Source organism: Massilia sp. BHUDP2 (assembly GCF_046236355.1).
Lineage (GTDB): Bacteria > Pseudomonadota > Gammaproteobacteria > Burkholderiales > Burkholderiaceae_D > Telluria > Telluria varians.
Map to the genome: position 1 here is coordinate 393,980 of NZ_JBJUVW010000004.1, position 24,437 is coordinate 418,416.

25 protein-coding genes are annotated in these 24,437 nt (G+C 65.5%); 13 read left to right on the forward strand and 12 right to left on the reverse strand.

Annotated features, from left to right (window positions below; genetic code table 11):
• The first annotated feature begins 51 nt into the window (after nucleotides 1-51).
• Nucleotides 52-993: a hydrogen peroxide-inducible genes activator gene (locus ACK6C6_RS23340; protein WP_209587829.1), complete on the forward strand. Its 942-nt coding sequence runs from the start codon at nucleotides 52-54 to the stop codon at nucleotides 991-993.
• 12 nt (nucleotides 994-1,005) lie between these two features.
• On the opposite strand, the gene ACK6C6_RS23345 is transcribed toward ACK6C6_RS23340, so the two are convergent.
• From ACK6C6_RS23345 to ACK6C6_RS23355, 3 genes are all read right to left on the reverse strand, one after another.
• On the reverse strand, nucleotides 1,006-1,479 hold the full coding sequence (locus ACK6C6_RS23345) for a YaiI/YqxD family protein (protein WP_409269539.1): 474 nt from the start codon (nucleotides 1,477-1,479) through the stop codon (nucleotides 1,006-1,008).
• A gap of 71 nt (nucleotides 1,480-1,550) precedes the next feature.
• Nucleotides 1,551-2,120: a PEP-CTERM sorting domain-containing protein gene (locus ACK6C6_RS23350; RefSeq protein WP_409269540.1), complete on the reverse strand. Its 570-nt coding sequence runs from the start codon at nucleotides 2,118-2,120 to the stop codon at nucleotides 1,551-1,553.
• Nucleotides 2,121-2,148: 28 nt separating this feature from the next.
• Nucleotides 2,149-3,663 (reverse strand): PhoX family protein, encoded by a 1,515-nt coding sequence (locus ACK6C6_RS23355; protein ID WP_409269542.1) that lies wholly within the window; start codon nucleotides 3,661-3,663, stop codon nucleotides 2,149-2,151.
• A gap of 206 nt (nucleotides 3,664-3,869) precedes the next feature.
• Here ACK6C6_RS23355 and ubiA point away from each other — a divergent pair, with 206 nt between their 5' ends.
• Genes ubiA through ACK6C6_RS23375 form a run of 4 tightly spaced genes read left to right on the forward strand, consistent with a single transcriptional unit; the run spans nucleotide 3,870 to nucleotide 5,759 of the window.
• Nucleotides 3,870-4,724, forward strand: coding sequence for a 4-hydroxybenzoate octaprenyltransferase (gene ubiA, locus ACK6C6_RS23360; RefSeq protein WP_209587825.1), 855 nt, complete (start codon nucleotides 3,870-3,872; stop codon nucleotides 4,722-4,724).
• Between the two features lie 43 nt (nucleotides 4,725-4,767).
• Nucleotides 4,768-5,088, forward strand: coding sequence for a YqjD family protein (locus ACK6C6_RS23365; RefSeq protein ID WP_051996413.1), 321 nt, complete (start codon nucleotides 4,768-4,770; stop codon nucleotides 5,086-5,088).
• Nucleotide 5,089: 1 nt separating this feature from the next.
• Entirely contained in the window at nucleotides 5,090-5,467 is a 378-nt protein-coding gene (locus ACK6C6_RS23370; RefSeq protein ID WP_036210648.1) for a phage holin family protein, read from the forward strand.
• A complete protein-coding gene (locus tag ACK6C6_RS23375) occupies nucleotides 5,457-5,759 on the forward strand; it encodes a hypothetical protein (RefSeq protein ID WP_409269543.1) in 303 nt (100 codons plus the stop codon). The genes ACK6C6_RS23370 and ACK6C6_RS23375 overlap by 11 nt, the downstream gene beginning before the upstream one ends.
• A 111-nt stretch (nucleotides 5,760-5,870) precedes the next feature.
• On the opposite strand, the gene proC is transcribed toward ACK6C6_RS23375, so the two are convergent.
• Entirely contained in the window at nucleotides 5,871-6,701 is an 831-nt protein-coding gene (gene proC, locus ACK6C6_RS23380) for a pyrroline-5-carboxylate reductase (protein WP_409269544.1), read from the reverse strand.
• An 11-nt stretch (nucleotides 6,702-6,712) separates the two neighbouring features.
• Entirely contained in the window at nucleotides 6,713-7,417 is a 705-nt protein-coding gene (locus ACK6C6_RS23385) for a YggS family pyridoxal phosphate-dependent enzyme (RefSeq protein WP_209587821.1), read from the reverse strand.
• 55 nt (nucleotides 7,418-7,472) lie between these two features.
• Between ACK6C6_RS23385 and ACK6C6_RS23390 the strand changes: the two genes are divergently transcribed.
• From ACK6C6_RS23390 to ACK6C6_RS23410, 5 genes are all read left to right on the forward strand, one after another.
• Nucleotides 7,473-8,516: a type IV pilus twitching motility protein PilT gene (locus tag ACK6C6_RS23390; protein ID WP_027866974.1), complete on the forward strand. Its 1,044-nt coding sequence runs from the start codon at nucleotides 7,473-7,475 to the stop codon at nucleotides 8,514-8,516.
• Between the two features lie 19 nt (nucleotides 8,517-8,535).
• Nucleotides 8,536-9,672: a PilT/PilU family type 4a pilus ATPase gene (locus ACK6C6_RS23395; protein ID WP_409269545.1), complete on the forward strand. Its 1,137-nt coding sequence runs from the start codon at nucleotides 8,536-8,538 to the stop codon at nucleotides 9,670-9,672.
• A gap of 220 nt (nucleotides 9,673-9,892) precedes the next feature.
• A complete protein-coding gene (locus ACK6C6_RS23400; RefSeq protein WP_409269546.1) occupies nucleotides 9,893-10,357 on the forward strand; it encodes a chemotaxis protein CheW in 465 nt (154 codons plus the stop codon).
• A 21-nt stretch (nucleotides 10,358-10,378) separates the two neighbouring features.
• Nucleotides 10,379-12,061, forward strand: coding sequence for a methyl-accepting chemotaxis protein (locus ACK6C6_RS23405; protein WP_409269547.1), 1,683 nt, complete (start codon nucleotides 10,379-10,381; stop codon nucleotides 12,059-12,061).
• A gap of 109 nt (nucleotides 12,062-12,170) precedes the next feature.
• Nucleotides 12,171-12,800 (forward strand): hypothetical protein, encoded by a 630-nt coding sequence (locus tag ACK6C6_RS23410; protein ID WP_409269548.1) that lies wholly within the window; start codon nucleotides 12,171-12,173, stop codon nucleotides 12,798-12,800.
• 13 nt (nucleotides 12,801-12,813) lie between these two features.
• Here ACK6C6_RS23410 and ACK6C6_RS23415 read toward each other — a convergent pair whose 3' ends face one another.
• On the reverse strand, nucleotides 12,814-13,500 hold the full coding sequence (locus ACK6C6_RS23415; protein ID WP_409269549.1) for a pentapeptide repeat-containing protein: 687 nt from the start codon (nucleotides 13,498-13,500) through the stop codon (nucleotides 12,814-12,816).
• Nucleotides 13,501-13,588: 88 nt separating this feature from the next.
• A complete protein-coding gene (locus tag ACK6C6_RS23420) occupies nucleotides 13,589-15,904 on the reverse strand; it encodes a TonB-dependent receptor domain-containing protein (RefSeq protein ID WP_409269550.1) in 2,316 nt (771 codons plus the stop codon).
• Between the two features lie 158 nt (nucleotides 15,905-16,062).
• On the opposite strand from ACK6C6_RS23420, the gene ACK6C6_RS23425 reads away from it, so the two are divergent.
• Nucleotides 16,063-16,542, forward strand: a complete 480-nt coding sequence (locus ACK6C6_RS23425; protein WP_409269551.1) for a glutathione peroxidase — start codon at nucleotides 16,063-16,065, stop codon at nucleotides 16,540-16,542.
• A gap of 130 nt (nucleotides 16,543-16,672) precedes the next feature.
• Here ACK6C6_RS23425 and ACK6C6_RS23430 read toward each other — a convergent pair whose 3' ends face one another.
• The 5 genes from ACK6C6_RS23430 to ACK6C6_RS23450 form a co-directional block, all read right to left on the reverse strand.
• Nucleotides 16,673-18,721: a glycoside hydrolase family 97 protein gene (locus tag ACK6C6_RS23430; RefSeq protein ID WP_409269552.1), complete on the reverse strand. Its 2,049-nt coding sequence runs from the start codon at nucleotides 18,719-18,721 to the stop codon at nucleotides 16,673-16,675.
• A gap of 96 nt (nucleotides 18,722-18,817) precedes the next feature.
• Nucleotides 18,818-19,132: a hypothetical protein gene (locus ACK6C6_RS23435; RefSeq protein WP_409269554.1), complete on the reverse strand. Its 315-nt coding sequence runs from the start codon at nucleotides 19,130-19,132 to the stop codon at nucleotides 18,818-18,820.
• Nucleotides 19,133-19,210: 78 nt separating this feature from the next.
• On the reverse strand, nucleotides 19,211-20,437 hold the full coding sequence (glcF, locus tag ACK6C6_RS23440; RefSeq protein WP_409269555.1) for a glycolate oxidase subunit GlcF: 1,227 nt from the start codon (nucleotides 20,435-20,437) through the stop codon (nucleotides 19,211-19,213).
• Between the two features lies 1 nt (nucleotide 20,438).
• Nucleotides 20,439-21,485, reverse strand: coding sequence for a glycolate oxidase subunit GlcE (gene glcE / locus ACK6C6_RS23445; RefSeq protein ID WP_409269557.1), 1,047 nt, complete (start codon nucleotides 21,483-21,485; stop codon nucleotides 20,439-20,441).
• Between the two features lie 3 nt (nucleotides 21,486-21,488).
• The gene (locus ACK6C6_RS23450) at nucleotides 21,489-22,970 is read right to left on the reverse strand and encodes an FAD-linked oxidase C-terminal domain-containing protein (RefSeq protein ID WP_409269558.1); all 1,482 of its coding nucleotides are present in this window, start codon (nucleotides 22,968-22,970) and stop codon (nucleotides 21,489-21,491) included.
• 102 nt (nucleotides 22,971-23,072) lie between these two features.
• Between ACK6C6_RS23450 and ACK6C6_RS23455 the strand changes: the two genes are divergently transcribed.
• Both ACK6C6_RS23455 and ACK6C6_RS23460 read left to right on the forward strand, forming a co-directional pair.
• Nucleotides 23,073-23,627 (forward strand): cob(I)yrinic acid a,c-diamide adenosyltransferase, encoded by a 555-nt coding sequence (locus tag ACK6C6_RS23455; protein WP_027865747.1) that lies wholly within the window; start codon nucleotides 23,073-23,075, stop codon nucleotides 23,625-23,627.
• Nucleotides 23,628-23,643: 16 nt separating this feature from the next.
• Entirely contained in the window at nucleotides 23,644-24,342 is a 699-nt protein-coding gene (locus ACK6C6_RS23460; RefSeq protein WP_409269560.1) for a 2OG-Fe(II) oxygenase, read from the forward strand.
• Nucleotides 24,343-24,437 lie beyond the last annotated feature (95 nt).

Here is a 24,437-nt window from a genome sequence, read left to right on the forward strand (position 1 = left end):
CATTGTGTCAGGATTAACGGCATACCAGCCGTGACATCGTGGAAAAAACCTATGACACTGACCGAGCTGAAATACATCGTCGCCGTGGCGCGCGCCAAACACTTCGGGCATGCCGCCGAAGCCTGCTTCGTCGCCCAACCCACCCTCTCCGTCGCCATCAAGAAACTCGAGGACGAGCTCGGGGTGACGCTGTTCGAGCGCGGTGGTTCCGAAGTCTCCGTCACGCCGCTGGGCGCGCAGATCGTGGCCCAGGCCGAACGCGTGCTGGAGCAAACCGCCGCCATCAAGGAACTGGCGAAACAGAACAAGGACCCGCTGGCCGGGCCGCTGCGCCTGGGCGTGATCTACACCATCGGCCCCTACCTGCTGCCGCCGCTGGTGAAACGCCTGATCGACACCGTGCCGCAAATGCCGCTGGTGCTCCAGGAGAACTACACCCACAAGCTGCTCGAACTGCTGCGCCAGGGCGAGCTCGACGCCGCCATCGTGGCCCTGCCCCTGCCCGAGCATGGCATGTCGATGCAGACCCTGTACGACGAGCCCTTCGTGGTGGCGATGCCGCGCTCGCATCCCTGGGCCAAGCGCAAGGAAATCCCGGCCGACGACCTGAAGCTGGAAACCATGCTGCTGCTGGGCGCGGGCCACTGCTTCCGCGACCAGGTGCTGGAAGTGTGCCCGGAGATGGCGCGCTATTCGTCGCCGGGCAACGGCATGCAGCGCACCTTCGAAGGCTCCTCGCTGGAGACCATCCGCCACATGGTGGCGAGCGGCATCGGCCTGACCGTGCTGCCGCGCGCCTCGGTGGCCGACATGCACGACCCCAACGGCCTGCTGACCTACGTGCCCTTCTCCCATCCGGCGCCCTCGCGCCGGGTCGTCATCCTGTGGCGCAAGAGTTTTACCCGCCGCGCGGCGATCGATGCGGTGGCCGCGGCGGTTGGCGAGTGCAAGCTGCCCGGCGTGGAGATGGTGGCGCTCGAAGCTGCCGCCTGACCGGCTCGCGCCTTACTGCTGGCCGGTTTTCGGCGCAGGCGCGCGCGAGCGCGCCAGCTGCCGGTCCAGCGCATTCGCGAAATTCCGGCTGTCGGCCTGGCTGAAGGCGGCCGGCCCGCCGGTATCGACGCCGCTGCCGCGCAGCTCTTCCATGAAGGCGCGCATCGTGAGTTGCTGGGCGATCGTGTCCTTGGTATACCACTCGCCGCGTGGATTGAGCGGCAGCCCGCCCTTCTCCAGCACCTGCGCCGCCAGCGGGATGTCGCCGGTGACGACGATGTCGCCCGCGTTCACGCGCGCGACGATCTCGGCGTCGGCCACGTCCGGGCCGCTTGGCACCTGCAGGGCGCGGATGAAGCGCGAACCGGGCACCCGGATCAGCTGGTTGGCCACCAGCGTGACGCCCAGCTGCAGGCGCTCGGCCACGCGGAACAGGATGTCCTTGATGACGCCCGGGCAGGCGTCGGCATCGACCCAGATGTGCATGATGAAGAAGAGCTTGTCGGCAGGAGACCGATTGTACCGGCAAGCCCTTCCCTTCACAGCTGGATAAGTGCTCAGTCCTTCCTGCGGCGGCGCGCGGCAGCCAAGCCGGCCATGCACAGCATCGGGAGGATCAGCGCGGCGGTCGAGGGTTCCGGCACGGTGGCGGTGATGCTGAAGCGGTCGCCTGCCTGCAGGCCGGTAGTGTCGAGCAGCCAGTCCTGGCCGGCAGCGCCGAACACGTCGCCGAACTGGAACTCGGCGTACTCCGGCGTGGCGAAGTGGATCACGGCGGTGGTGGCGCCCGCATCGATCGCCTTGATGTTGCCGAAGGCCGGCGTGACGCTGCCGGCGCCGGCGAAGCGGATGCCCTGCAGGCTGAAAGTGAAGCGGCCAAGGTCGGCCCCGGCCAGGTTGCGCACCAGCGCATCGAAGCTGAGCGGCCCTTGCAGGTCATCCGCTTCCAGCACGAAGTTCAACGTGCTGCTGCTGAAGTCCCGCAGGTCGAGGTTGAAGGCCACGCTGCCCGCCCCGCTGAAATCCTCGACGGGGTTGGCGCCGGCGCTGCCGGTCAGGAGGGCGGCGTTGGCGGCGCCGGACAGCACCAGGGCGCCGGCGAATGCACACAGTTTGGTCAATTTCATGGGGTTCTCCGTTTGGTCGGGAATGCGCTCATAAAGGGCCCAGGGCCCACGGACCGGTAATCGCGAAGGTGACGCCCGGGGTCTGGATGTTGACGAACAGGTAGCGGCCGGTCGGGTCGAAGCAGGCGCCGGCGAATTCGTTGCCGCGCTGGTCGCCGGCGAGCGAGGCCAGCTTGCCTGCGCCCGTCAGCTGGGCGGCGCTCAGGTTGATGTTGTTCTTGGCAAAGATGTAGGCGTCGCCCGCGCCGGTCAGGCCCATCAGGCGCTGGCCGAAGCCGAAGGCGTCGGTGGCGGCGGTCGAGGCATCCTCGCAGATCAGGATGGCATTGCGCGGGCTGACCGTCAGGTTGTCGCCCATGTTCCCCACCAGGGCGCTCGGGCTCGAGTAGATGCACTTGAGCACCTGCGTGGCCAGGTCGAGTTCCCAGATGGTGCCGCGCGACACGGCGCCGCCCGCGGTATCCATCACGTAGACCTTGCCTTGCGCGTACCAGATGCCCTCGCCGCGATTCATGCGCGCGGCGCCCTGCACCCAGCCCTGCACGAAAGGACCGGCGGCATTCGTGATGCGCACGCCGCTCGGCCCGGTGGCGTCGCCGCGGTTGGCGTCCGGGTCGGCGATGTTGACCCACTCCAGTTCCACGGTGGCGTCGACCGGCATGGTGGCCAGGTTGACGTTGTTGACGCCCTTGACCTTGGCCATCTGCAGCACGCCGCCCAGGGCCAGGCTGCCGTAGGCGCCGGTCCGGATGTCCGGGATGTAGCGGTAGAAGCCCGACTTGCCCGAGGAATCCTCGGTCTGGTAGACCATGCCGGTGGCCGGATCGACAGCGGCGGCTTCGTGCGCGAAGCGCCCCATGTCCTTGATCGGCTGGCCGGTGGTGAGCGCCGGGTCCGCATGGACTTCGAACACGTAGCCGTGCTTTTTGCCCGCGGCGCTGACATTGTCCGAACCGACTTCTTCGCAGCTGAGCCAGGTGCCCCAGGGAGTGATGCCGCCCGCGCAGTTGGTCTGGGTGCCGCCCAGGCTGGGCGTCATGCTGACCCAGTTCCCGTCGCGGAACAGCAGGTTGGTGGTACCGCCCCCGAAGCGGTTGCTCGTGCCCGTGCTGACGGCGCCGCTATCGTAGACGCCGACTGCATCCAGGAAGTTGCCGGGGGAGGTGCCGCCGATTTCGTGGTTACGCACCAGCACCAGCTCGGTGCTGCGGCCCAGCTTGCGCGACAGGACCACGCCCATGCCGTCATGGCCGCCCGGACAGGTCTTCCCGTCGCTCATCCGGTCGCCGCGCCAGCCGAAGCTTTTATACGTGAAGCCGGCCGGCAGTTGCAGCAGCGGCAGACCGGTCGCCAGGTCCTTGACCGGGGCGATCGGGCCGTAGGGGCTGTCGACCAGGGTGGTGGCGCCATTGGCCGCCATGGCCTGCTGCGCCTGCAGTGCGGCAAAGGCGCCGATGAAGGGCAGCGCGGTCGAGCCGGCCAGGCCTTTGAGCAGGTTGCGCCTCAGCGGCGAGTTCGGTGGGGTGAGGTCCTTGTCGGTCATGCTTGCTTCTCCAATGGGTGGTGAACGGCGGGCTGGTGCTCATCCGTGCGTTGCGAGCCGATGCATTAAAACAAACAAAGATGTCGGTTCGATGACAACAAAATGGCAACTTTCCGGATTGGAGACGCGCGTCGGCCGCTTCCGCCAAAAGGCTTTAGAATCCCTGTCTTCTGCTCAACAGTTCTTGCTCGACAAGACGCAACATCATGAACAAGCTGGCGCTCTATTTCCGCCTGATCCGAGCCGACAAGCCGATCGGCATCCTCCTGCTCCTGTGGCCGACCCTGTGGGCCCTGTGGATGGCGTCCGACGGGGTGCCGGACATGACCGTGCTGGCCATCTTCGTCGTCGGCACCGCCTTGATGCGCTCAAGCGGCTGCGCCATCAACGACTATGCCGACCGCGACTTCGACAAGCACGTCAAGCGCACCGTCGACCGCCCGCTCACCAGCGGCAAGATCCGCGCCTGGGAGGCGCTGATGGTGGCGGGGGTGCTGGCGCTGCTCTCCTTCCTGCTGATCCTGCCGCTCAACACGCTGACCAAGCAGCTGTCGGTGCTGGCCCTGATCGTGGCCGGCACCTACCCCTACTTCAAGCGCTTCTTCGCGATCCCGCAGGCCTACCTGGGCATCGCGTTCGGCTTCGGCATCCCGATGGCCTGGGCCGCCGTGCAGGACACGGTGCCGGCAGTGGCCTGGTGGCTGCTGGTGGCAAACGTGTTCTGGGCCGTCGCCTACGACACCGAATACGCCATGGTCGACCGCGACGACGACCTCAAGATCGGCATGCGCACCTCGGCCATCACCTTCGGGCGCTTCGACGTGGCCGCAGTCATGCTGTGCTACGGCGCGGCGCTGGCCATCGACCTGGTGTGCGGCTGGTACCTGGGCCTGCGCTGGTGGTTCGTGGGCGGCGTCGTGGTCGCGGCCGGCATGGCGCTCTACCACTACACCCTGATCCGCGACCGCGAACGCATGGCCTGCTTCAAGGCTTTCCGTCACAACAATTGGCTTGGCGCCGCACTGTTCATTGGTGTCGCGCTAGACTATGCATTCAGGTAATATTGCACAAAAAGCATTCAACCCTTCTTTGACGAGGCCTATCATGATGGAAAAGATCCCTACCCAAACCGGTACCCGCGACCAGCTGCTGTCCGACCTGAAGACCGTGATCCAGGACGCCGAAGCCTGGCTGCGCAACGGCGGCCAGCTGACCGGCGACGAGCTCAAGGCCGCCAAGGCCAAGTTCGAGCAGACCCTGTCGACCGCCAAGGAAAGCCTGGGTGAATACCAGCAGACCGTGGTCGAAAAGACCAAGGAAGCGGCGCGCGTCACCGACGAATACGTGCACGAGAACCCATGGAAGTCCGTGGGCCTGGGCGCCGCCGTCGGCGTCGTGATCGGCATGCTGATCGCCCGCCGCTAAGATGAGCATCACGGCGGCGGTGAGAAGGATCGGGGCCAATGTGCTCGACCTGGCGCGCACGCGCCTCGAGCTGGCCGCCATCGAGCTGCAGGAAGGCGCCCAGCGCCTGTTCGGCTACCTCGCCTGGGCCGTCGCGGCCGCGGTGCTGGGGCTGTTCGCGCTGGGCCTGGTCATCCTGTTCGTGCTGGTGCTGTTCTGGGACACCCACCGCCTGGCTGCGGTCGGCGGCATGGCCGTGCTGTTCATCCTGGGCACCCTGTTCGCTGTCATGAGGCTGCGCGCCGGCCTGGCCGCGCGTCCGCCGATGCTGCCGGCCACCCTGGCGGAACTGCGCAAGGATGCGGCGGCCCTGAAGGGAGACGACCTCCATGGCGTCTAAATCCCTGGAACTGGCGGCGCGCCGCGAGGCCCTGGTTGCCCGCTGCGCCGACCAGCGCGCGCAGGTGGCGCAGGAAGTGGCCATGCTGTCCTCGCCGCAGACGCTGGGTTTGATCCCGGCCTATGCGGCCAGGCACCAGAAGACGGCGCTGATCGTGGCCGGCGTGGCTGCGGGGCTGTTCCTCACCAAGCCGAAATGGGCGGTAGGCACGGTGACGGCGGTCGTTTCGGCCTACAAGTTCGCGCAGAAGCTGCTGCCTGTGCTCAGGTGGAAGGGCTTCGAGGTCCATTGAACCGTAGGGTGGGCGGCTTGTCCGCCCACGCGGTGATAGTTAGCAGCAAGATCATCCGGTACGAAAGCGGAGCCGGTAGCGATCACCGCGTGGGCAGGAAACCTGCCCACCCTACGAATCCTTGCCCAGCTCGTCCCCGAGCTCGCGGCCGCGATCCGCCGCCGCCTTCATCGCCGAGACGATCGCGTCCTTCACCCCCGCCGCTTCCATGCTGGTAATCGCCGCATGCGTCGTGCCGCCCTTCGAGGTCACGCGCTGGCGCAGCACCTCGACCGGATCGCCCGATTGCGCCGCCAGCTGCGCCGCGCCGGTAAAGGTGGCCAGCGCCAGCTGCCTGCCCTGCTCCGCGTCCAGTCCCATCTCCAGCGCCGCCTGCTGCATCGCTTCGAGGAAGTAGAAGACATAGGCCGGGCCGCTGCCCGACACCGCCGTCACCGGATCGATCAGGCTCTCGTCCTTCAGCCACACGGTCTGGCCGACCGCGCGCATCACCTTGTCGGCCGCCGAGCGCTGGGCCTCGTCGACTTCGCTTGCGGCCACCATGCCGGTGATGCCCATGGCGATCAGCGCCGGGGTGTTCGGCATCGAGCGCACGATGCGGGTGTAGCCGCCCAGCCAGCGCGACAGGTCGGCGATGCGGATGCCCGCCGCGATCGACAGCACCAGGGGCTGCTTATCTGGAACATTCGCGAGCAGCGGCTTGAGGCAAGCCGCGACCTCGCGCATCTGCTGCGGCTTCACCGCCAGCACGACGACGTCGGCGGCGCCCACCTGCACGTCGATGCTTGACGCCGTGCTCACGCCGTACTGGCTGGCCAGGCGCTCGAGCGCCTCGGTATTGGGGTCCACCACGTGCAGGCTGCCGGCGCCGGTGAGTTGTCCGGCCAGGCCGGCGATCAGGGCCGTGGCCATGTTGCCGCCGCCGATGAATGCAATCTTCATGCTGTTCCTTTTTATTGCTCGTAATGGCGGGCGCCGAAGATGGCGCTGCCGATGCGGACGATGGTCGCGCCTTCCGCGATGGCCGCTTGCAGGTCGCCCGACATGCCCATCGACAGGGTGTCGAGCGCCAGGCCGTCGGCGCGCAGATCCTCGAACAGGCCGCGCAGGCGGGCAAACGCGGCGCGCTGCTGCGCCGGGTCATTGCTCGCTTCGGGAATCGCCATCAAGCCGCGCAGGCGCAGGTTAGGCAAGGCGGCCACCTGGCGCGCCAGCTCCGGCAGTTCCGCTTCGCCGGCGCCGCTCTTGCTGGCTTCCCCGCTGATGTTCACCTGCAGGCAGATGTCGAGCGGACCGAGCTCCAACGGACGCTGTTCGGACAGGCGCTGGGCGATCTTCAGGCGATCGACCGTGTGCACCCAGTTGAAATGGGCGGCGATCGGCCGCGTCTTGTTGCTCTGGATCGGACCGATGAAATGCCAGCTGACCGGGGCATCCGGTTGCAGGCGCGCCACTTCCTGCATCTTGTCGAGCGCTTCCTGCAGGTAGTTTTCGCCGAAGGCGCGCTGGCCCACGGCCATCGCTTCGACCACGGCTTCCGCAGGGAAGGTCTTGGAAACGGCCAGTAACTGGACCTCGTTCCTGCCCCTTCCGGCAGCGCTACAGGCGGCCTGGATTGTCGCTTCGACAGCTTGCAAGTTCCCAGCGATTATGGACATAATGATTTTCTACAGGAAATATTTTGAGTGCTTCGCACACGCCACAGGATTATAAATGGACATCTCGGAACTGCTTGCCTTCTCTGTCAAGAACAAGGCATCTGACCTGCACCTCTCGGCCGGCCTGCCGCCGATGATCCGGGTGCACGGCGACGTGCGCCGCATCAACCTGCCGCCGCTGGAGCACAAGGACGTGCACGGCATGATCTATGACATCATGAACGACGGCCAGCGCAAGCAGTACGAGGAAGTGCTGGAGTGCGACTTCTCGTTCGCGATTCCCGGCCTGGCGCGCTTTCGCGTCAACGCCTTCAACCAGGAGCGCGGCGCGTCCGCGGTGCTGCGTACCATTCCATCCAAGATCCTGTCGCTGGAAGAGCTGAACGCGCCGAAGATCTTCAGCGAGCTGGCCCTGAAGCCGCGCGGCCTGGTCCTGGTGACCGGCCCCACCGGCTCGGGCAAGTCGACCACGCTGGCGGCGATGGTCAACCACCTCAACGAAAACGAATACGGCCACATCCTCACCATCGAGGACCCGATCGAATTCGTGCACGATTCCAAGAAGTGCCTGATCAACCAGCGCGAAGTCGGCCCGCACACCCTGTCCTTCAACAACGCACTGCGCTCGGCGCTGCGCGAAGACCCGGACTGCATCCTGGTGGGCGAGCTGCGCGACCTGGAAACCATCCGCCTGGCCCTGTCGGCGGCGGAGACCGGCCACCTGGTATTCGGCACCCTGCACACTTCCTCGGCCGCCAAGACCATCGACCGTATCGTCGACGTGTTCCCGGCCGAAGAAAAGGAGATGGTGCGCGCGATGCTGTCGGAGTCGCTGCAGGCCGTGATCTCGCAAACCCTGCTCAAGACCAAGGACGGCTCGGGCCGCGTGGCGGCGCACGAGATCATGATCGGCACCCCGGCGATCCGCAACCTGATCCGCGAAGCCAAGATCGCGCAGATGTACTCGAGCATCCAGACCGGCAGCAGCGTCGGCATGCAGACGCTCGACCAGAACCTGACCGACCTGGTGCGCCGCAACGTGATCTCCAGCGCCGCCGCCCGCGCCGCCGCCAAGATCCCTGAAAACTTCCCGGGTTAAGAAAAAGCGAGGAGCAACGATGGAACGCGACCAGGCATCCAAGTTCATGTTCGACCTGCTGCGCCTGATGACCAGCAAGGGCGGGTCGGACCTGTTCATCACGGCCGGCTTCCCGCCGGCGATCAAGATCGACGGCAAGATGACGCCGGTCTCGAGCCAGGCACTGAGCGGCACCCATACCGCCGACCTGGCGCGCGCCATCATGAACGACAAGCAGGCCGCCGGCTTCGAGCTGACCAAGGAAGCGAACTTCGCGATCAGCCCGGGCGACCTGGGACGCTTCCGCGTCTCGGCCTTCATGCAGATGGGCTGCGTCGGCATGGTGCTGCGCGTGATCACCACCACCATCCCGAAATTCGAAGATCTCGAGCTGCCGGAAACCCTGAAGGACGTGATCATGACCAAGCGCGGCCTGGTCATCATGGTCGGCGCCACCGGTTCGGGCAAATCGACCACGCTGGCGGCGATGGTCGGCTACCGCAACGAGAACAGCTACGGCCACATCATCACGATCGAGGACCCGGTCGAATTCGTCCACCCGCACAAGAACTGCGTGATCACCCAGCGCGAAGTGGGCGTCGACACCGACAGCTTCGAGGCGGCGCTGAAGAATTCGCTGCGCCAGGCGCCGGACGTGATCCAGATCGGCGAGATCCGCGACCGCGAGACCATGGAGCACGCGATCGCGTTTGCCGAGACCGGCCACCTGTGCCTGGCCACCCTGCACGCCAACAGCGCCAACCAGGCGCTGGACCGCATCATCAACTTCTTCCCGGAGGAGCGCCGCCAGCAGCTCCTGATGGACCTGTCGCTCAACCTGAAGGGCCTGATCTCGCAGCGCCTGATCCCGAAGAAGGAGGCCAAAGGCCGCGTGGTGGCGATGGAGATCCTGCTGAACTCCCCGCTCATCTCCGACCTGATCTTCAAGGGCGACGTCCACGAGATCAAGGAGATCATGAAGAAGTCGCGCGAACTGGGCATGCAGACCTTCGACCAGGCCCTGTTCGACCTGTACGAGGCGGACAAGATCTCGTATGAGGATGCGCTGCGCAATGCGGATTCGGTGAACGACCTGCGCCTGAACATCAAGCTCAACAGCAAGCATGCGAAGAACCGCGATTTCTCGACCGGGATGGACCACCTCGGCATCGTCTGAGCGCCAGCACCTCTCCTCGACCAAGAAGGGGCGACACTCGTGTCGCCCCTTTTCACTTCCTCGAAACAGCAACTAATACGATGAATTCATCAAAAATAGGAGTTGTCCTACAGAAATACTGACTAAATTGATGGATAATTCGCATGCACAATGATTCCCATATGAAACATATGTGTTGTTTTATATAACATTGCTGCAGTTTTTATTGCAAAGCCATAGTATGAGTACAGAAAACAAGCCTCTGGAAGCACTCGCCTTCCGCCTGGGCGAGGAAGAGTACGGTGTCGATATCCTGAAGGTCCAGGAAATCCGCGGACACGATCCCCTCACCCGCATCGCCAATGCGCCCGACTTCATTCAGGGCGTGGTCAACCTGCGCGGCATCATCGTCCCCATCGTCGACCTGCGCCTGCGCTTCGGCATCACTGCCACCAGGAAGCAGCCCAGGGTCGTGATCATCCTGAACGTCGGTGGTCGCGTCATCGGCATGGTGGTGGACGGTGTCTCGGACGTGGTCCGCCTCGGCCCCACCGACATTCGCCCCGCGCCCGAGATGGGCAGCAGCTTCGGCGCCGACTTCCTGCTCGGCCTCGGCACCATCGACGAACGCATGCTGATCCTGCTCGACATCGAAGCACTGATGGCATCGAGCGAACTCGGCCTGATTGAGCGCCTCGCGGCCTAACCCTATTTCCTACCGAATCCCATGTTCAAGCAAATGAAGGTCGGCACCCGTCTGATCGCAGGCTTCCTGACCCTGTCCATCCTCGGCGCCGTGGTGGCCGCCATCGGCATCTACAACATGTCGCAGATGAATGCGCGCACGGACCGGCTCTATACCCGTGAGCTGCTCGGCATCTCCTACGTCAAGGAAGCCAACATCAACCTCGTCTACATCGGCCGTTACATGCGCAACGTGCTGCTGGCCTCGAGCGACAAGGACCGCGACGCGGCCATCGCCAGCATCGCCAAGGCGCGCACCGGGCTGCACGCCAACCTCGACAAGGCGCGCGGGCTGTTCTTCTCCGAACAGGGCAAGCGCAGCTTTGCCGACGTGGACCGCGGCGTGCAGGAGTACGAAGCGCTGGTGGAAGAAGTCATCCGGCGCGCCCTGGCCGATGGCCTGCAGCAGGAACGCAGCGCCGTCGACTACCTGCTGCTGACCGTCGCCCCCAGGGCCAACGAGCTCGACACCCGCATGAGCAGCCTGACCCGCATCAAGGAACGCAATGCGGAAGAAGCGGCCCAGGATGCGGCCGCCCTGTACGAATCGAGCCGCGTCATGATGCTGATGCTGGTGCTGGGCAGCGCCGTCTTCGGCGTCGGCCTGGGCGTCGTGATCACCCGCAGCCTGACCCGCCAGCTGGGCGGCGAGCCGGCCTATGCGAGCGACATCGCCAGCCGCATCGCTGCGGGCGACCTCAGTGTCGACGTGGCGCTGCGCCCGGGCGACCGCTCGAGCCTGCTGTTCGCCATGAAGAGCATGCGCGACAGCCTGGCGCAGATCGTCGGCGAAGTACGCAACGGCACCGACGCCATCGCCTCGGCATCGCGCCAGATCGCCAGCGGCAACCTCGACCTGTCCTCGCGTACCGAGGAACAGGCCAGCTCACTGGAAGAAACCGCCTCCTCGATGGAAGAGCTGACCTCGACCGTCCAGCAGAACGCCGACAATGCGCGCCAGGCCAACAGCTTGGCGACCTCGGCCTCGGAAGTGGCCGGACGCGGCGGCGCCGTGGTGGCGCAGGTGGTCGACACCATGGCCTCGATCAACGACTCCTCGAAGAAGATCGTCGACATCATCGCGGTCATCGACGGCATCGCCTTCCAGACCAATATCCTGGCCCTGAACGCCGCCGTGGAAGCGGCGCGCGCCGGGGAACAGGGCCGCGGCTTCGCGGTCGTGGCCTCCGAAGTGCGTACCCTGGCGCAGCGCTCGGCAAGCGCGGCCAAGGAGATCAAGCTCCTGATCGACGATTCGGTGGAGAAGGTCGACGCCGGCGCCAAGCTGGTCAACCGTGCCGGCGCCACGATGGACGAGATCGTCGACAGCGTGCGCCGCGTGACCGGCATCATGGGCGAGATCTCGTCGGCCAGCCTGGAGCAGACCGAGGGCATCGAGCAGATCAACATGGCAATCAGCCAGATGGACCAGGTGACCCAGCAGAACGCATCGCTGGTGGAAGAAGCGGCGGCAGCGGCCGAGTCGCTGCAGGACCAGGCCGGCAAGCTGGCCGAACTGGTGTCGGTATTCAAGCTCGATGCGCGGGCGCCATCGGTGGCTGCGCCTGCCGTGCAGGCCAGGCCGGCAACGCGCCTGATGGCGCCTGCCTTCAGGCCGGCGCCACGCAAGGCCGCCGTGCGCGAGGAGGAATGGGAAACCTTCTGAGCGAAGGCGAATGCGGCCGCTATGCGGGCCGCATTCTTTTCTCCCGTTCATGCTGCTGCCTCGATCAAGTTGCTAGAATTTAAGTTTTGGCAACGCTCTGGAGCGGCACTTGGAACACGAAAGTCACCAACATCATCACCCCCACGGCACCGGCATCCGCTGGCTCGACATCTCGCTTGCCATCGCGGCCGGTGTCGTCTCGCTGGTTTCGCTCTGGCTGGCGCTGCACTCGGCGCATTCGATGGAAAAGCTGGTTGCCGCCAACAGCTATCCCTACCTGGAGCTGATGCGCAACATGAGCAGCCTGGAGAAGGATCCGGTCACCGGACAATCCCACAAACGCGTCGAATACATGCTGGTCAACAGCGGGATCGGCCCAGCCCGGATCGAATGGGTGCAGCTCAGCTACAAGGGCAAGCCGATGGCCGACCTGAGCGAACTGCTGGCCGCCTGCTGCAACATGGGGCCGGAGCCGGACATTGCCTTGAACCGGCGCGGCAACGTGGTCGGTTCACTGGTGCGCCCCGGCGACATGATCTCGATGTTCGCGGCGGACGAGCCGAAGACGCCGAATCCGATCTTCGACGCCCTCCACCGCAGCATGAAAGACATCAGCCAGACGGCTTGCTATTGTTCGGTGTTCGACGAATGCTACATCCGCAACAAGGACGGAATGAAACCGGAGCCGGTCGATGAATGCACCGCGCCGGCCAAGACCTTCAGGCCGGACTTCAAGTAGAGCCGGTTCCGCTTCAAGCCACGTTCAAGCCCATCTCCCGCACCATCTCGGCTGCCTGGCGCACCGAGATGGTCGCACCAAGAAACTGCTTCGCGTTCGCCAGCTTCAAGCCGCCGATATCGGCTTCGCGCAGGTCCGCGCCCTCGAAGCGCGTGTCCCTGATGTGGGCGTCGCGCAGGCTGCCGCCTTCGAACACCGCTTCGCGGAAGTCGCAGCCCGACAGGTCGGCATCCGCGAAATCGAGCCCCACGAGTTTCGCCTTGCGGAAGGACATGCGGCGCAGGTCGGCGCCGACCAGCAGCGTGTCTTCGAAGCTGAGCGCCAGGTGGCTGGTTTCCTCGAACTGCGCGCCGGTCAGCTTGCAGCTGCGGAAGGAGGCGGACGCCAGGCGCGCGCGGCGCCAGCTGCTGTTGTTCAGGTCGGAGGATGCGAAGAGCGCGTCGACCAGGTCGGCGGACTCGAAATCGGCGTGCCCGCCACGGCAGCGCTGCCAGCGCGTGCGCGCCAGCTTGGCCGCATAGAACGAGGTTTCCGCCAGTTGGCAGGAGCGGAACACGCAGTCCTGCAGGTCGAGGCGCGACAGGTCGAGGCTTGATAAGTCGCAGTCCTCGAACACGAGGAGGCTGCCGGAAGCGAGGGAGGATTCGATGCGGGCGCGGTCGAGGGCTTCGCCGCTGAGGGTGATGGTGGTGCGGGACATGGCAAGGGTGCGGTGGTTCGGCCGGACAGCATACACGCCCGGCCGCGCCGCCGCATCCCCGTTTGAAGTGCTTCTCTAGAGGCCTTGATCAGCCGGGGCCGGGGCCGCCAGGACCGCGGCCGCCGCCCGGACCGCCAGGACCGCCGAACATCATCGGGCGGCGCTGTCCGCCGGGGCCGCCGAAGCTGCCGAAGGTGTAGCTCAAGCCAACGAAGGCAGTACGACCATTGCCATAGCGCAGGTTGTATTCGCGCAGGCGGTCGGTCTCGGTGATCGTCTCCGTCTTCTGCGAATCGAACAGGTCGTTGATGTTGACGCTCAGGGTCAGCGCCGGCGTCAGCCTGTGGCTGTAGTTGAGGTCGGCCCAGCGTTGCGGCTGGCGGTAGCCTTCGCCGAACAGGGTCTTGCCTTGGGCGTTCAGGTTTAGCATGATCCTGCTGGCCTGGTTCAACTGGTAATTCACGCGCCCGCGCAGGTTGAGCGAGGTTGCGCTGCGCTTGTCGTCGGTGGCGCGGCCAAGCACGGTCTGTTCCGAATAGTTGACGTTGCCGTTCAGGTTGAGCGTCAACGCCGGCGTCGCGCGACCGTTGAAATTGAACTCCAGGCCGCCTGAACGGGCAGTGCCGGCGTTCTCGCGCGTGGTCAGGAGCACGTCGTTGGCAAGCAGGATCCGGCGCTCGTTGATCAGGTCGCTTTCGTTGCGCATGAACAGGCGCACAGTAGTTTCGACCTTGCCCAACTTGGTCTCGACGCCGAGTTCGAGGGAATCGGTACTGGACGGCTGCAGGTTCGGATTACCCGAAGAGATGTTCAGCTCGTCGCGGTAGACCACGAAGGGGTTCAGTTCGTTCTGGCCGGGACGGCGGATGCGGCGCGCGTAGCTCAGCCGTAGCGTGGTGTCGTCGGACAGGCCATAGGTGACGAAGGCGCTCGGGATAGCGTCGAAATAGTGGTTGCTCGCGCGCACGCCGGTGGTCACCTGGTTCATGTCGAGGTCCGCGTACTCCGCGCGCAGGCCGCCCAGCACTCCCCAATCCTGATTCACGCGCCATTGGTAAGTGCCGTACAGCGCGTAGGTGGTGTCGTCCAGCTCGAAGCGGTTGGTGGTGTTGCGGTTGATGCTCTCGACGCCGTTGCCGTCAATGTCGAAGCGGGCGTTGTCGAAAGTGCTGCTGTTGCGCGCCACCTTGTAGCCCATCTTCAGCACGCCGCGTTCGCCCGGCAACTCGTAGTCGCCGGTGAAGTCCGCAATGCGGGTATCGGCCAGGTTGGCCTGGCGGTCGCCAATCACACTGACATTGGGCGGACGCACGGTATAAGCCCTGGCAGCGCGCGAGGCATTGTCACGGTCGCTGCCGGAAAGGCGCAGATCCAGCTTGAAGACCTCGCCCGGCGCGTCGCCCTTGTGCTCGAAGCCCGTGTTGAATCCGTAGCTGCGGGACTTGCCCTCACTCAGGCCCCGGCGCAGGTATTCGTTGTCGACGGTGCCGGCCGCCCTGGTGCTGCGGTAGCTCTCCGAAGACTCGTTACCGCTCGAGTTGTCCTGATAATTCATGCCGGCGGCTATCACGTCCTTGTCGCCCAAGTTGTAGCTTACCTGGCCGTTCATGTTGACCGATTCAGTCCTATCTACGCGGCTGGTTTCTTGATCGCTGCGCGCGATCGCGCCGGTCGCCGGATCGATGCGCTCGCGGCGGTTCGTGCTGGTGTTTTCGTTCTTGCTCTCGATACGGGACAGGCCGCCCCGCACGGTGTAGCGGCCTTGCGTGTAGTTGACGAAGGCGGACGTCCTGTTGCGGCCTTCGGTGCCGACGTTCCCGTTCAGACCCAGGAAAAGGCCTGGGCTGCGTTCGCGGCGCATCACCAGGTTGATCACCGATCCGCCGCCGCCTTCGTTGCCGAACTGCGCGCCCGGGTTGTTGATGACCTCTACCGACTCCAGGTCGGCCGCCGGCAGCGCATTGATCGCGGCGCCTTGGTTCCCACCCTGCATCATCGCCGAGGGCTTGCCGTCCACCAGGATCTGCACGTTGCGGCCACGCAGCGTGACGTTACCGTCGGCGTCGACGGCAACCGAGGGCACCTTGTTCAGGGTGTCGGCCACGGTGTCATTCGAGGTCGCCGGATCGGCCTTGACGTCATAGCTCTGGCGGTCGATGCGGTTCTGGGTGCGGGTCGCGCTGACTGTCACGGTGGACTCGACCGGCGTCTGCGCCGGCGGCGCAGCAGTTGCCTGGGCTGGCTGGGCCTGGACCGGCGCCTGCTGTTTCGCCTGCTCCTGCACGGCAGGGGCCTGCTGCGCGCTCGCCGCGAACGGGGCGAGCAGCGTACCTGCGACGAGATGCGCGATCAGCGAACGGCGCGGATGACGGGAGTGGCTGGCGAAGTGTGAATTGGTAGGCATGGAAGCGGCTCTGCAATATAGGCGAGCGCGATTGTCGCATGCCAACTTCTTATCGTTTGTAACAAAAGATAACAAGCACCGACTTGAGCGATCGGGGCATGCATACGTGTTGCGCCGCCATGACATACACTTCTGGTTTTCCAGACGAGGGCTCAACCATGAACGTATTCGATTTCAGCGCCACCACGCTCGACGGCAAGCCGATGGACTTGAGCGCTTACCGCGGCAAGGTGCTCCTGGTCGTGAACACCGCCAGCGCCTGCGGCTTCACGCCGCAGTACAAGGGCCTGGAAGAGCTGCACCGCCAGTACGGCGAGCGCGGGCTGGTGGTGATGGGCTTCCCCTGCAACCAGTTCGGCAAGCAGGAGCCGGGTACGGAAGCCGAGATCGGCGCCTTCTGCGAGAAGAACTACGGCGTGAGCTTCCCGATGTTCGCCAAGGTCGACGTCAACGGCGACGGCGCCCACCCGCTGTTCAAGCACCTGAAGGGCGAGAAGCCGGGCGTGCTAGGCACCGAAGCGATCAAGTGGAACTTCACCAAGTTTCTGGTCGGGCGCGACGGCGAGGTGGTCAAGCGCTATGCGCCGCAGACGGCGCCGAGCGAAATCGCCGGCGATATCGAGAAGCAGCTGGCGTAATAACGGATTGCAGTTGTAGGGTGGGCAAGTTTCTTGCCCACCCGGTGATAGTTATCGGCTGAAGGTCACGACCGGATGATCTTGCAGCCGTTTGACCGCGTGGGCGGGAGACCCGCCCACCCTACGAAAATCAGGGTTGCGGCACCAGGCGGATCGCCTGGCCCCCGCCCGGGGCGAGGCGCAGCTGCAGGGTATCGGCCGCGGTGACGGTCTTCGTCTCCGTCACCAGGTCGAAACGGCGCTCGCTGCGGTAATCGGCCGCGTCGCCGTCGCGGTAGATCTCGGCGGTATAACGCTTGCCCTTGTCGAGGAAGTCCAGTGGCAGCGCCAGCGTGCGCGCTTCACCGTCGGTGACCGCGCCGACATACCAGTCGTCGCCCGCGCGGTCCTTGCGGGCGATGGTCGCGTACTGCCCCACTTCGCCGTTGATCACACGGGTGTCGGCCCAGTCGGTCGGCACGTCCTTGATGAACTTGAAGGCCGCCGGATACTTGGCGTAGTTCTCCGGCAGGTCGGCCGCCATCTGGATCGGCGAATAGATCACGACGAAGTTCGCCAGCTGCTTGGCCTGGGTCGAGTTGAAGACCTTGTTGTCCGCGCCCACCAGGCTCAGCACGCCCGGCGTGTAGTCCATCGGGCCGCTCAGCATGCGGGTGAACACCAGCTTGGCCTCGTGGTCGACGCTGTTCGGCGGATTGCCCCAGGCGTTGTACTCGACGCCGCGCGCGCCTTCGCGCGTGAGCCAGTTCGGGTAGGTGCGGCGCAGGCCGGTGTCCTTGACCGGCTCGTGGGTGTCGATCGACAGCTTGTACTTGGCCGCCTCGGTCACCGCCTTCAGGAAGTGGTTCACGCCTTCCTGCGAATCGTAGTGGCCGTAGCGCGGCTTGCCGTCGCGGCCCGTGAACAGGGCGCTGCCGGCTTCATGCACATAGCCCGACTTGATGCTGTCCACGCCCAGCTTCGCATACAGCTTGTACGCCGCATCCATCTGCTTTTCGTAGGCGACGATGTTGGCGCCGGTTTCGTGGTGGCCGATCAGGCGCACGCCTTTCGACTTGGCATACGCGGCCAGGCCCGGCAGGTCGAAGTCGGGGTAAGGCTGGGTGAAGCTGAAGTCGGCGCCGCCATGGCCCCAGTCGCTCTCCCAGCCCTTGTTCCAGCCCTCGACCAGCACGCCGCGGAAGCCGTTCTGGGCGGCGAAGTCGATGTACTTCTTCGTGTTGGCGGTGGTGGCCGCGTGCTTCGGGCCGGCGTTCCAGGTGCCGCTCTGCAGGTGCATCTGCCACCAGACGCCGACGAACTTCGAGGGCTTCACCCAGCTCACGTCGCCGAGCTTGTTCGGCTCGTTCAGGTTCAGCACCAGGTCGGACATGTACAGCCCGGCCGCGTTGTCCGCGATCTGCATGGTGCGCCATGGCGTGGTGAAGGCGCCCTTGCGCACTACTGCCGGGCCGCTCGGCGACGGCGCCAGCATGGCGCGCAGCTTCTGGCCGTCGACCTTGCGCAGCCACATGGTGGCGTAGTCGACCAGCGCCGCTTCGTGGAAGGCGATGTGGGTGCCGTCATCCAGACGCACGGTGAGCGGCGTATTGGCGATGCCGATTTCCTTGAGCGGCGCCTTGCGGATCTCTTCTTCGAGTCCCGGCAGTTCGGCCGCCGGAATCCACCAGGCGGTGGCCGGCTGGACCACCGTGAATTCGGTCAGCTCGTCGATGATCTCGGCTTCCTTCAGCTGCGGCTGGGCCGGGAATTCGTAGCGGAAGCCGACACCGTCGTCGTAGATGCGGAATACCACCGCCAGCTGGCGGCCGGCGCGGTTCCTCTGCTCCAGGTCGACGCGCAGCTCGCGGTAATGGTTGCGCACGAAGCGGCGCTCGCCCCAGGGCTGCTCCCAGGTGCTGTCATGGTCGCTGACGGCTTGCTTGCGCAGGCTGAAGCCGCCGTCGAGCTTGTGTGCATTGGCCAGGTTGAAGCCCAGGCGCGAGGGGGCGATCAGCTCCTTGCCCTTGCGCTTGACGCCATAGGCGAGCTTGCCCATGCCGTCGACCTGCACTTCCACGCTGATGACATTGCCCGGAGAGGCCGCGCTGGCGATCAGTTTCTGGGCCCAGGCCGGCAGGGCCAGCAGGCAGGATGCTGCCACGGCTGCGGCCGTGGCAAATGTGCGGTGGAAGTGCATCGGGTCTCCTTGTCGTGTAATGCGCCGTAGGAAAACTACCTCTACTACGGCTGAGCATCACATAGTACGACAAAAAGATGTAACTCGACTACCAAATCAACGCGTCCGGATCCAGGCGGCGCCGTGGGTGATGCAGGCGCGGTTCACGTTCTCGAGGAATCGGATGGCCTCCCCCTGCGAGACGCCCGGCGGCATCAGCTGAGCGAGCGAGGTGTCTTCGGTGACGCGGTCGAGGCCATAGGAAATGGCGCGCGATACGTCGCGTGCCACTCTGCCGTCGCTGTTGTACAGCGCGTCATAGACGCCGGCTTCCTCCCATACGGGCACGAGGCCGGGCGTGGTGGAGTCCTCGAAGACGACCATGGGCGGCAGGCCTTCGTCTTCGCGGACAAGTTGGAAAATGAAACTCAAGATCGATCCTTTGCATGCAAACGAGGCGATCCTAGCACGGTGGGGCCGGTACACGGCGCGTGCCGTGCCGCCCGCGAATCAGTCCAGCGCCCGGTCGATCAGCTCGATCCAGTGCGTGACCGGCGTCTGCGTCCCCGACTGCAGGTGGGTCATGCAGCCGATGTTGGCGGACACGATTTCGTCCGGTTTGCAGGCCTCCAGATTGGCCAGCTTGCGGTCCCGCAGTTCGTGCGCGATCTCCGGATGCAGTACCGAATAGGTGCCGGCCGAGCCGCAGCACAGGTGGCTCTCGGCGCATAGCGTGACGTCGACGCCGGCGGCGCGCAGCACGCCCTCGACCTTGCCGCGGATCTGCTGGCCGTGCTGCAGCGTGCAGGGCGGGTGATAGGCGACGCGCTTGGCGATTTTCCCTTGCAGCTTCGCGGCGATCTGCTCCTCGAACTCCGGCAGGATTTCGGACAGGTCGCGCGTGAGCATCGAAATGCGTCCGGCCTTGGCCGCATAGGCCTCGTCGTGCGCCAGCAGGTGGCCGTATTCCTTGACCGTGACGCCGCAGCCGGAAGCGGTCATGACGATCGCCTCGATGTCTCCCTGCTCCACCCAGGGCCACCAGGCGTCGATGTTGCGGCGCATGTCCTCCAGGCCGGCAGCCTGGTCGTTCAAGTGGTAGCGCACGGCGCCGCAGCAGCCGGCCTTCGGCGCCGTGATCAGCTGCACGCCGAAGGCGTCGAGCACGCGCGCGGTGGCGGCGTTGATGTTGGGCGCCATCGCCGGCTGCACGCAGCCCTCCAGCACCAGCATCTTGCGTGCATGGGTCCGGGTGGGCCAGGCGCCGGCGCTGCGTGCGGGCTGCAGCTTGTCCTGCAGCCCTTTGGCGAGCACCGGGCGGGCGAGCTGCCCTGCCCTGAAGGCCGGCTTGAACAGTGCGCTACGGGGCAGGAACTCCTTGAGCGTGCTGCGCTTGACACGGTCTTTCAGCGGGCGCGGCACGCGTTCCTCGACCACGCGGCGGCCGATATCCACCAGGCGGCCATACTTGACGCCCGACGGACAGGTGGTTTCGCAGTTGCGGCAGGTGAGGCAGCGGTCCAGGTGCAGCTGGGTCTTGCGGGTCGGCTCCGCGCCTTCCAGCACCTGCTTGATCAGGTAGATGCGGCCGCGCGGGCCGTCGAGCTCGTCGCCCAGCAGCTGGTAGGTCGGGCAGGTGGCGGTGCAGAAGCCGCAGTGCACGCAGGCGCGCAGGATGCTTTCCGCTTCCTTGCCGTCCGCGGTGTCCTTGATGAAATCGGCCAGGTTGGTTTGCATATCAGTACAGTCGTCCCGGATTGAAGATGTGCGCCGGATCGAAGGAATTCTTCAGGCGTTCGTGGATGCGCGCGACCGCCGGCTGCAAGGGCTGGAACACGCCCACGGATTTGTCGCCGCCACGGAACAGGGTCGCGTGGCCGCCGGCGGCGGATACCGTAGCGCGGATCGTGGCGGCATCGCGGTCGCTACGCAGCCAGCGCTGGGCGCCGCCCCACTCGATCAGCTGCACGCCGCCGAGCTTGAGCGTATCCGTCGTGGAGGGCAGCGACAGGCGCCACAATGCCTCCTCGCCGCCGAAGAAGGGCAAGCGCTGTTCGCGCAGCTCTTCCCAGAAGCATGCCGGGTTGGGCATGGTCTCGCCGCCGATCAGGCGCACGGCCGCATCCACCGCGGCCTGGGCGCCCGACAGGCGCAGCCACAAGCTGCCGTTGTGCCAGCAGCTGGCGGACAGCGGCAGCGGCTGGCCGCCCCATTCGTTCAGCTTGCGGATGGCCTCGACCTCGGACAGTTCCAGGCACAGCGTGGTTTCGGCAAAGGGCTTGGGCAAGACCTTGACCGACACTTCCAGCAGCAGGCCGAGGGTGCCGAGCGAACCGGCCAGCATGCGCGAGACGTCGTAGCCGGCCACGTTCTTCATCACCTGGCCGCCGAAGGTGAGCACATCGCCCTTCCCGTCCAGCAGCTTCGCGCCCAACACGAAATCGCGCACGCCGCCGCTGGCGGCGCGGCGCGGGCCGGCCAGGCCGGCGGCGATGGCGCCGCCCAGGGTAGCCCCCTCGCCGAAGTGCGGCGGCTCGAAGGCCAGCATCTGGTTGCGTTCGGCCAGCACCGCTTCGATTTCGGCGAGCGGCGCGCCGCAGCGCGCCGTGATCACCAGTTCGGTCGGCTCGTAGTCGACAATGCCGGCATAGCCGCGCGTGTCGAGGATCTCGCCCTCCAGGCGCTGGCCGTACCAGTCCTTGCTGCCGCCGCCACGGATGCGCAGCGGCGTCTTGTCGGCTGCGGCGGCGCGCACCCGTTGCTGGAATTGTTCGATCGATTGCATGTGTTAAAAGCGCGGGAGGTCGGGGAACGGCAGCTCGCCGCCATGCACGTGCATCTTGCCGAATTCGGCGCAGCGGTGCGGGGTCGGGATGGCCTTGTCCGGATTGAGCAGCATGGGTGCATCGAAGGCGCGCTTGACTTCAAAAAAGGCGTCGAGCTCCTTGCGGCCGAACTGCACGCACATGGAGTTGATCTTCTCCATGCCCACGCCGTGTTCGCCGGTGATGGTGCCGCCCACCTCGACGCACAGCGCGAGGATCGCCGCCCCGAAAGCTTCGGCGCGATCGAACTCGCCCGGCTGGTTCGCATCGAACAGGATCAGGGGATGCATGTTGCCGTCGCCCGCATGGAACACGTTCGAACAGCGCAGGCCGAAGGTCGTTTCCATTTCCTCGATGCCCTTCAATACGCGCGCCAGCTGCTTGCGCGGAATGGTGCCGTCCATGCAGTAATAGTCCGGCGAGATGCGCCCTGCCGCCGGGAAGGCGTTCTTGCGGCCGGACCAGAAACGCATGCGTTCGGCCTCGCTCTGCGAGACGGCAATCGCCGTGGCGCCGGCGCCTTCGAAGACCGCCTTCATGCGTTCGATTTCTTCCGCCACTTCCAGTGCGGTGCCGTCGGCCTCGCACAGCAGGATGGCGGCCGCGTCGGTATCGTAACCGGCACGCACGAAAGGCTCGACCATGCGCACCGAGGTGCGGTCCATCATCTCCAGCCCGGCCGGGATGATGCCGGCGGCGATGATGCTGGCCACCGCATTGCCGGCGGTGATGACGTCATCAAACGAAGCCATGACGACCTGGGCCACCGCAGGTTTCGGCACCAGTTTCACGGTCACCTCGGTGACGATGCCCAGCATGCCTTCCGAGCCGATGAACACGGCCAGCAGGTCCAGGCCGGGCGCATCCAGCGCTTCGCTGCCGAGTTCGATGATCTCGCCTTCGATGGTGGCCACGCGCACGCGCAGCACGTTGTGCACCGTCAGGCCGTATTTCAGGCAATGCACCCCGCCCGAGTTCTCGGCCACGTTGCCGCCGATGGTGCAGGCGATCTGCGACGAGGGATCGGGCGCGTAGTACAGGCCGTGTTGAAAGGCTGCGTCGGAGATGGCGAGGTTGCGCACGCCCGGCTGGACCACGGCGGTGCGCGCGTACGGGTCCAGGCGCACGATGCGGTTCAATCGCGCGGTCGAGATCACGACTCCGTCCGCGATCGGCAGCGCGCCGCCCGAGAGACCGGTGCCGGCGCCACGCGGCACGATCGGCACGCCGAGCTCGCGGCAGGTGTTCAGGATCGCCAGCACCTGCTCTTCGCTGGTGGGCAGGGTGACGATCATCGGCAGCTGGCGATAGGCCGCCAGGCCGTCGCATTCGTAGGGACGGGTGTCTTCGGGGTCGGACAGGACGCAGCCGTCAGGCAGGCGCGCACGCAGGCTTGCCGCGACCTGGTCGCGCCTTCCGGCGAGAGTGGATTGTATGGCGCTCATGGTTGAATTGTAGGCAATTTCAGGCACAAGCGGGGCACAAGCGCTGCGTTTTATCGTATGCTCGCCCTATCGTTTTTTTACTATATTGCATAAGGCTGCATCATGGGCAATCGACTTTCCAAAATCGCCACCCGCACGGGCGACGACGGCACCACCGGCCTGGGCGACGGCAGCCGCACCGGCAAGGACAGCGCACGCATCCATTCGCTCGGCGAAGTGGACGAGCTCAACTCCTTCGTGGGCCTGCTGCTGTGCGAAGAGATGCCGGGCGACCTGCGCGAGGAACTCATCTCGATCCAGCACGACCTGTTCGACCTGGGCGGCGAGCTGTGCATCCCGGGCTACGAGATGATCAAGGACGAGCACGTGGCGCGCCTGGACGGCCTGCTCGAGAAGTACAACGCCGACCTGCCGGTGCTGAAGGAATTCATTCTGCCGGCCGGCTCGCGCGCTGCTTCCCTCGCCCACGTGTGCCGCACCGTCTGCCGCCGCGCCGAGCGCAGCATCGTGGCGCTGTCGCACGCCGAGCAGATCCGCCCGCATCCGCGCCAGTACGTGAACCGCCTGTCCGACCTGATGTTCGTGCTGGCGCGCGTGCTGAACCGCTTCGCCGGCGGCAGCGACGTGCTGTGGCAGCACGAGCGCAAGCGCGGTTGAGGCAGGAAACCGGCGTATGGAAGACTTCATCGGCATCTACGACAATGCCCTCACCGCCGAGCAGTGCGACGCGATCCGCGCGCGCTTCGACGCCAGCGGCAAGGTCGCGCGCGGCCGCACCGGCAACGGCGTGGACGTCAGCAAGAAGGACAGCTACGACCTGACCATCAACGGGCATGCGGAATGGGACGACGTCGGCGCCCTGCTGACGCAGACCATGGCGCGCCACCTGGCGCAGTACATGGACAAGTACCGCATGCTCCTGATCGGCGCGCTGTCCCCGCAGGTGGCGCATCCGCAGACGGGCGAACCGGTGACGCTGTCACTTGGTAATTTCGACGAGTTCGGCACGCCGAACGTGGTGGCGCTGATGCAGTCGATCTACCGGGTCGGGAACGTCAACCTGCAGAAGTACCTGCAAGGGACCGGGGGCTACCACCACTGGCATTCCGAGATCTATCCGCAGAACGCCAGCTGCGAAACCCTGCACCGGGTGCTGCTGTGGCAGTTTTATTTGAACGACGTGGCCGATGGCGGGGAGACCGAGTTCCTGTACCAGGGGCGCAAGGTCGAGGCGCGCAAGGGGCGCTTGATCATTGCGCCGGCGGGGTTCACGCATACCCACAAGGGGCATGTGTCGCGGAGCGGGGACAAGTATATTGCGACCTCGTGGATTTTGTTCCAGAGGGCCGAAGCACTGTTTGGTGGTTCGTAGGGTGGGCAGGGTAGTTCAGGTCAGTGGCCTGAACTACGCCCACGCGGTGATAGCTTGCAGCTAGATCATCGGGTGCGATAACGGAGCCGATAACT

Excerpts from the sequence above, each read along its gene's own strand:
- ACK6C6_RS23340 (WP_209587829.1), top strand. The coding sequence starts at position 52 with ATGACACTGACCGAGCTGAAATACATCGTCGCCGTGGCGCGCGCCAAA.
- ACK6C6_RS23345 (WP_409269539.1), bottom strand. The coding sequence starts at position 1,479 with ATGCACATCTGGGTCGATGCCGACGCCTGCCCGGGCGTCATCAAGGAC.
- ACK6C6_RS23350 (WP_409269540.1), bottom strand. The coding sequence starts at position 2,120 with ATGAAATTGACCAAACTGTGTGCATTCGCCGGCGCCCTGGTGCTGTCC.
- ACK6C6_RS23355 (WP_409269542.1), bottom strand. The coding sequence starts at position 3,663 with ATGACCGACAAGGACCTCACCCCACCGAACTCGCCGCTGAGGCGCAAC.
- ubiA (WP_209587825.1), top strand. The coding sequence starts at position 3,870 with ATGAACAAGCTGGCGCTCTATTTCCGCCTGATCCGAGCCGACAAGCCG.
- ACK6C6_RS23365 (WP_051996413.1), top strand. The coding sequence starts at position 4,768 with ATGATGGAAAAGATCCCTACCCAAACCGGTACCCGCGACCAGCTGCTG.
- ACK6C6_RS23370 (WP_036210648.1), top strand. The coding sequence starts at position 5,090 with ATGAGCATCACGGCGGCGGTGAGAAGGATCGGGGCCAATGTGCTCGAC.
- ACK6C6_RS23375 (WP_409269543.1), top strand. The coding sequence starts at position 5,457 with ATGGCGTCTAAATCCCTGGAACTGGCGGCGCGCCGCGAGGCCCTGGTT.
- proC (WP_409269544.1), bottom strand. The coding sequence starts at position 6,701 with ATGAAGATTGCATTCATCGGCGGCGGCAACATGGCCACGGCCCTGATC.
- ACK6C6_RS23385 (WP_209587821.1), bottom strand. The coding sequence starts at position 7,417 with ATGTCCATAATCGCTGGGAACTTGCAAGCTGTCGAAGCGACAATCCAG.
- ACK6C6_RS23390 (WP_027866974.1), top strand. The coding sequence starts at position 7,473 with ATGGACATCTCGGAACTGCTTGCCTTCTCTGTCAAGAACAAGGCATCT.
- ACK6C6_RS23395 (WP_409269545.1), top strand. The coding sequence starts at position 8,536 with ATGGAACGCGACCAGGCATCCAAGTTCATGTTCGACCTGCTGCGCCTG.
- ACK6C6_RS23400 (WP_409269546.1), top strand. The coding sequence starts at position 9,893 with ATGAGTACAGAAAACAAGCCTCTGGAAGCACTCGCCTTCCGCCTGGGC.
- ACK6C6_RS23405 (WP_409269547.1), top strand. The coding sequence starts at position 10,379 with ATGTTCAAGCAAATGAAGGTCGGCACCCGTCTGATCGCAGGCTTCCTG.
- ACK6C6_RS23415 (WP_409269549.1), bottom strand. The coding sequence starts at position 13,500 with ATGTCCCGCACCACCATCACCCTCAGCGGCGAAGCCCTCGACCGCGCC.
- ACK6C6_RS23420 (WP_409269550.1), bottom strand. The coding sequence starts at position 15,904 with ATGCCTACCAATTCACACTTCGCCAGCCACTCCCGTCATCCGCGCCGT.
- ACK6C6_RS23425 (WP_409269551.1), top strand. The coding sequence starts at position 16,063 with ATGAACGTATTCGATTTCAGCGCCACCACGCTCGACGGCAAGCCGATG.
- ACK6C6_RS23430 (WP_409269552.1), bottom strand. The coding sequence starts at position 18,721 with ATGCACTTCCACCGCACATTTGCCACGGCCGCAGCCGTGGCAGCATCC.
- glcF (WP_409269555.1), bottom strand. The coding sequence starts at position 20,437 with ATGCAAACCAACCTGGCCGATTTCATCAAGGACACCGCGGACGGCAAG.
- glcE (WP_409269557.1), bottom strand. The coding sequence starts at position 21,485 with ATGCAATCGATCGAACAATTCCAGCAACGGGTGCGCGCCGCCGCAGCC.
- ACK6C6_RS23450 (WP_409269558.1), bottom strand. The coding sequence starts at position 22,970 with ATGAGCGCCATACAATCCACTCTCGCCGGAAGGCGCGACCAGGTCGCG.
- ACK6C6_RS23455 (WP_027865747.1), top strand. The coding sequence starts at position 23,073 with ATGGGCAATCGACTTTCCAAAATCGCCACCCGCACGGGCGACGACGGC.
- ACK6C6_RS23460 (WP_409269560.1), top strand. The coding sequence starts at position 23,644 with ATGGAAGACTTCATCGGCATCTACGACAATGCCCTCACCGCCGAGCAG.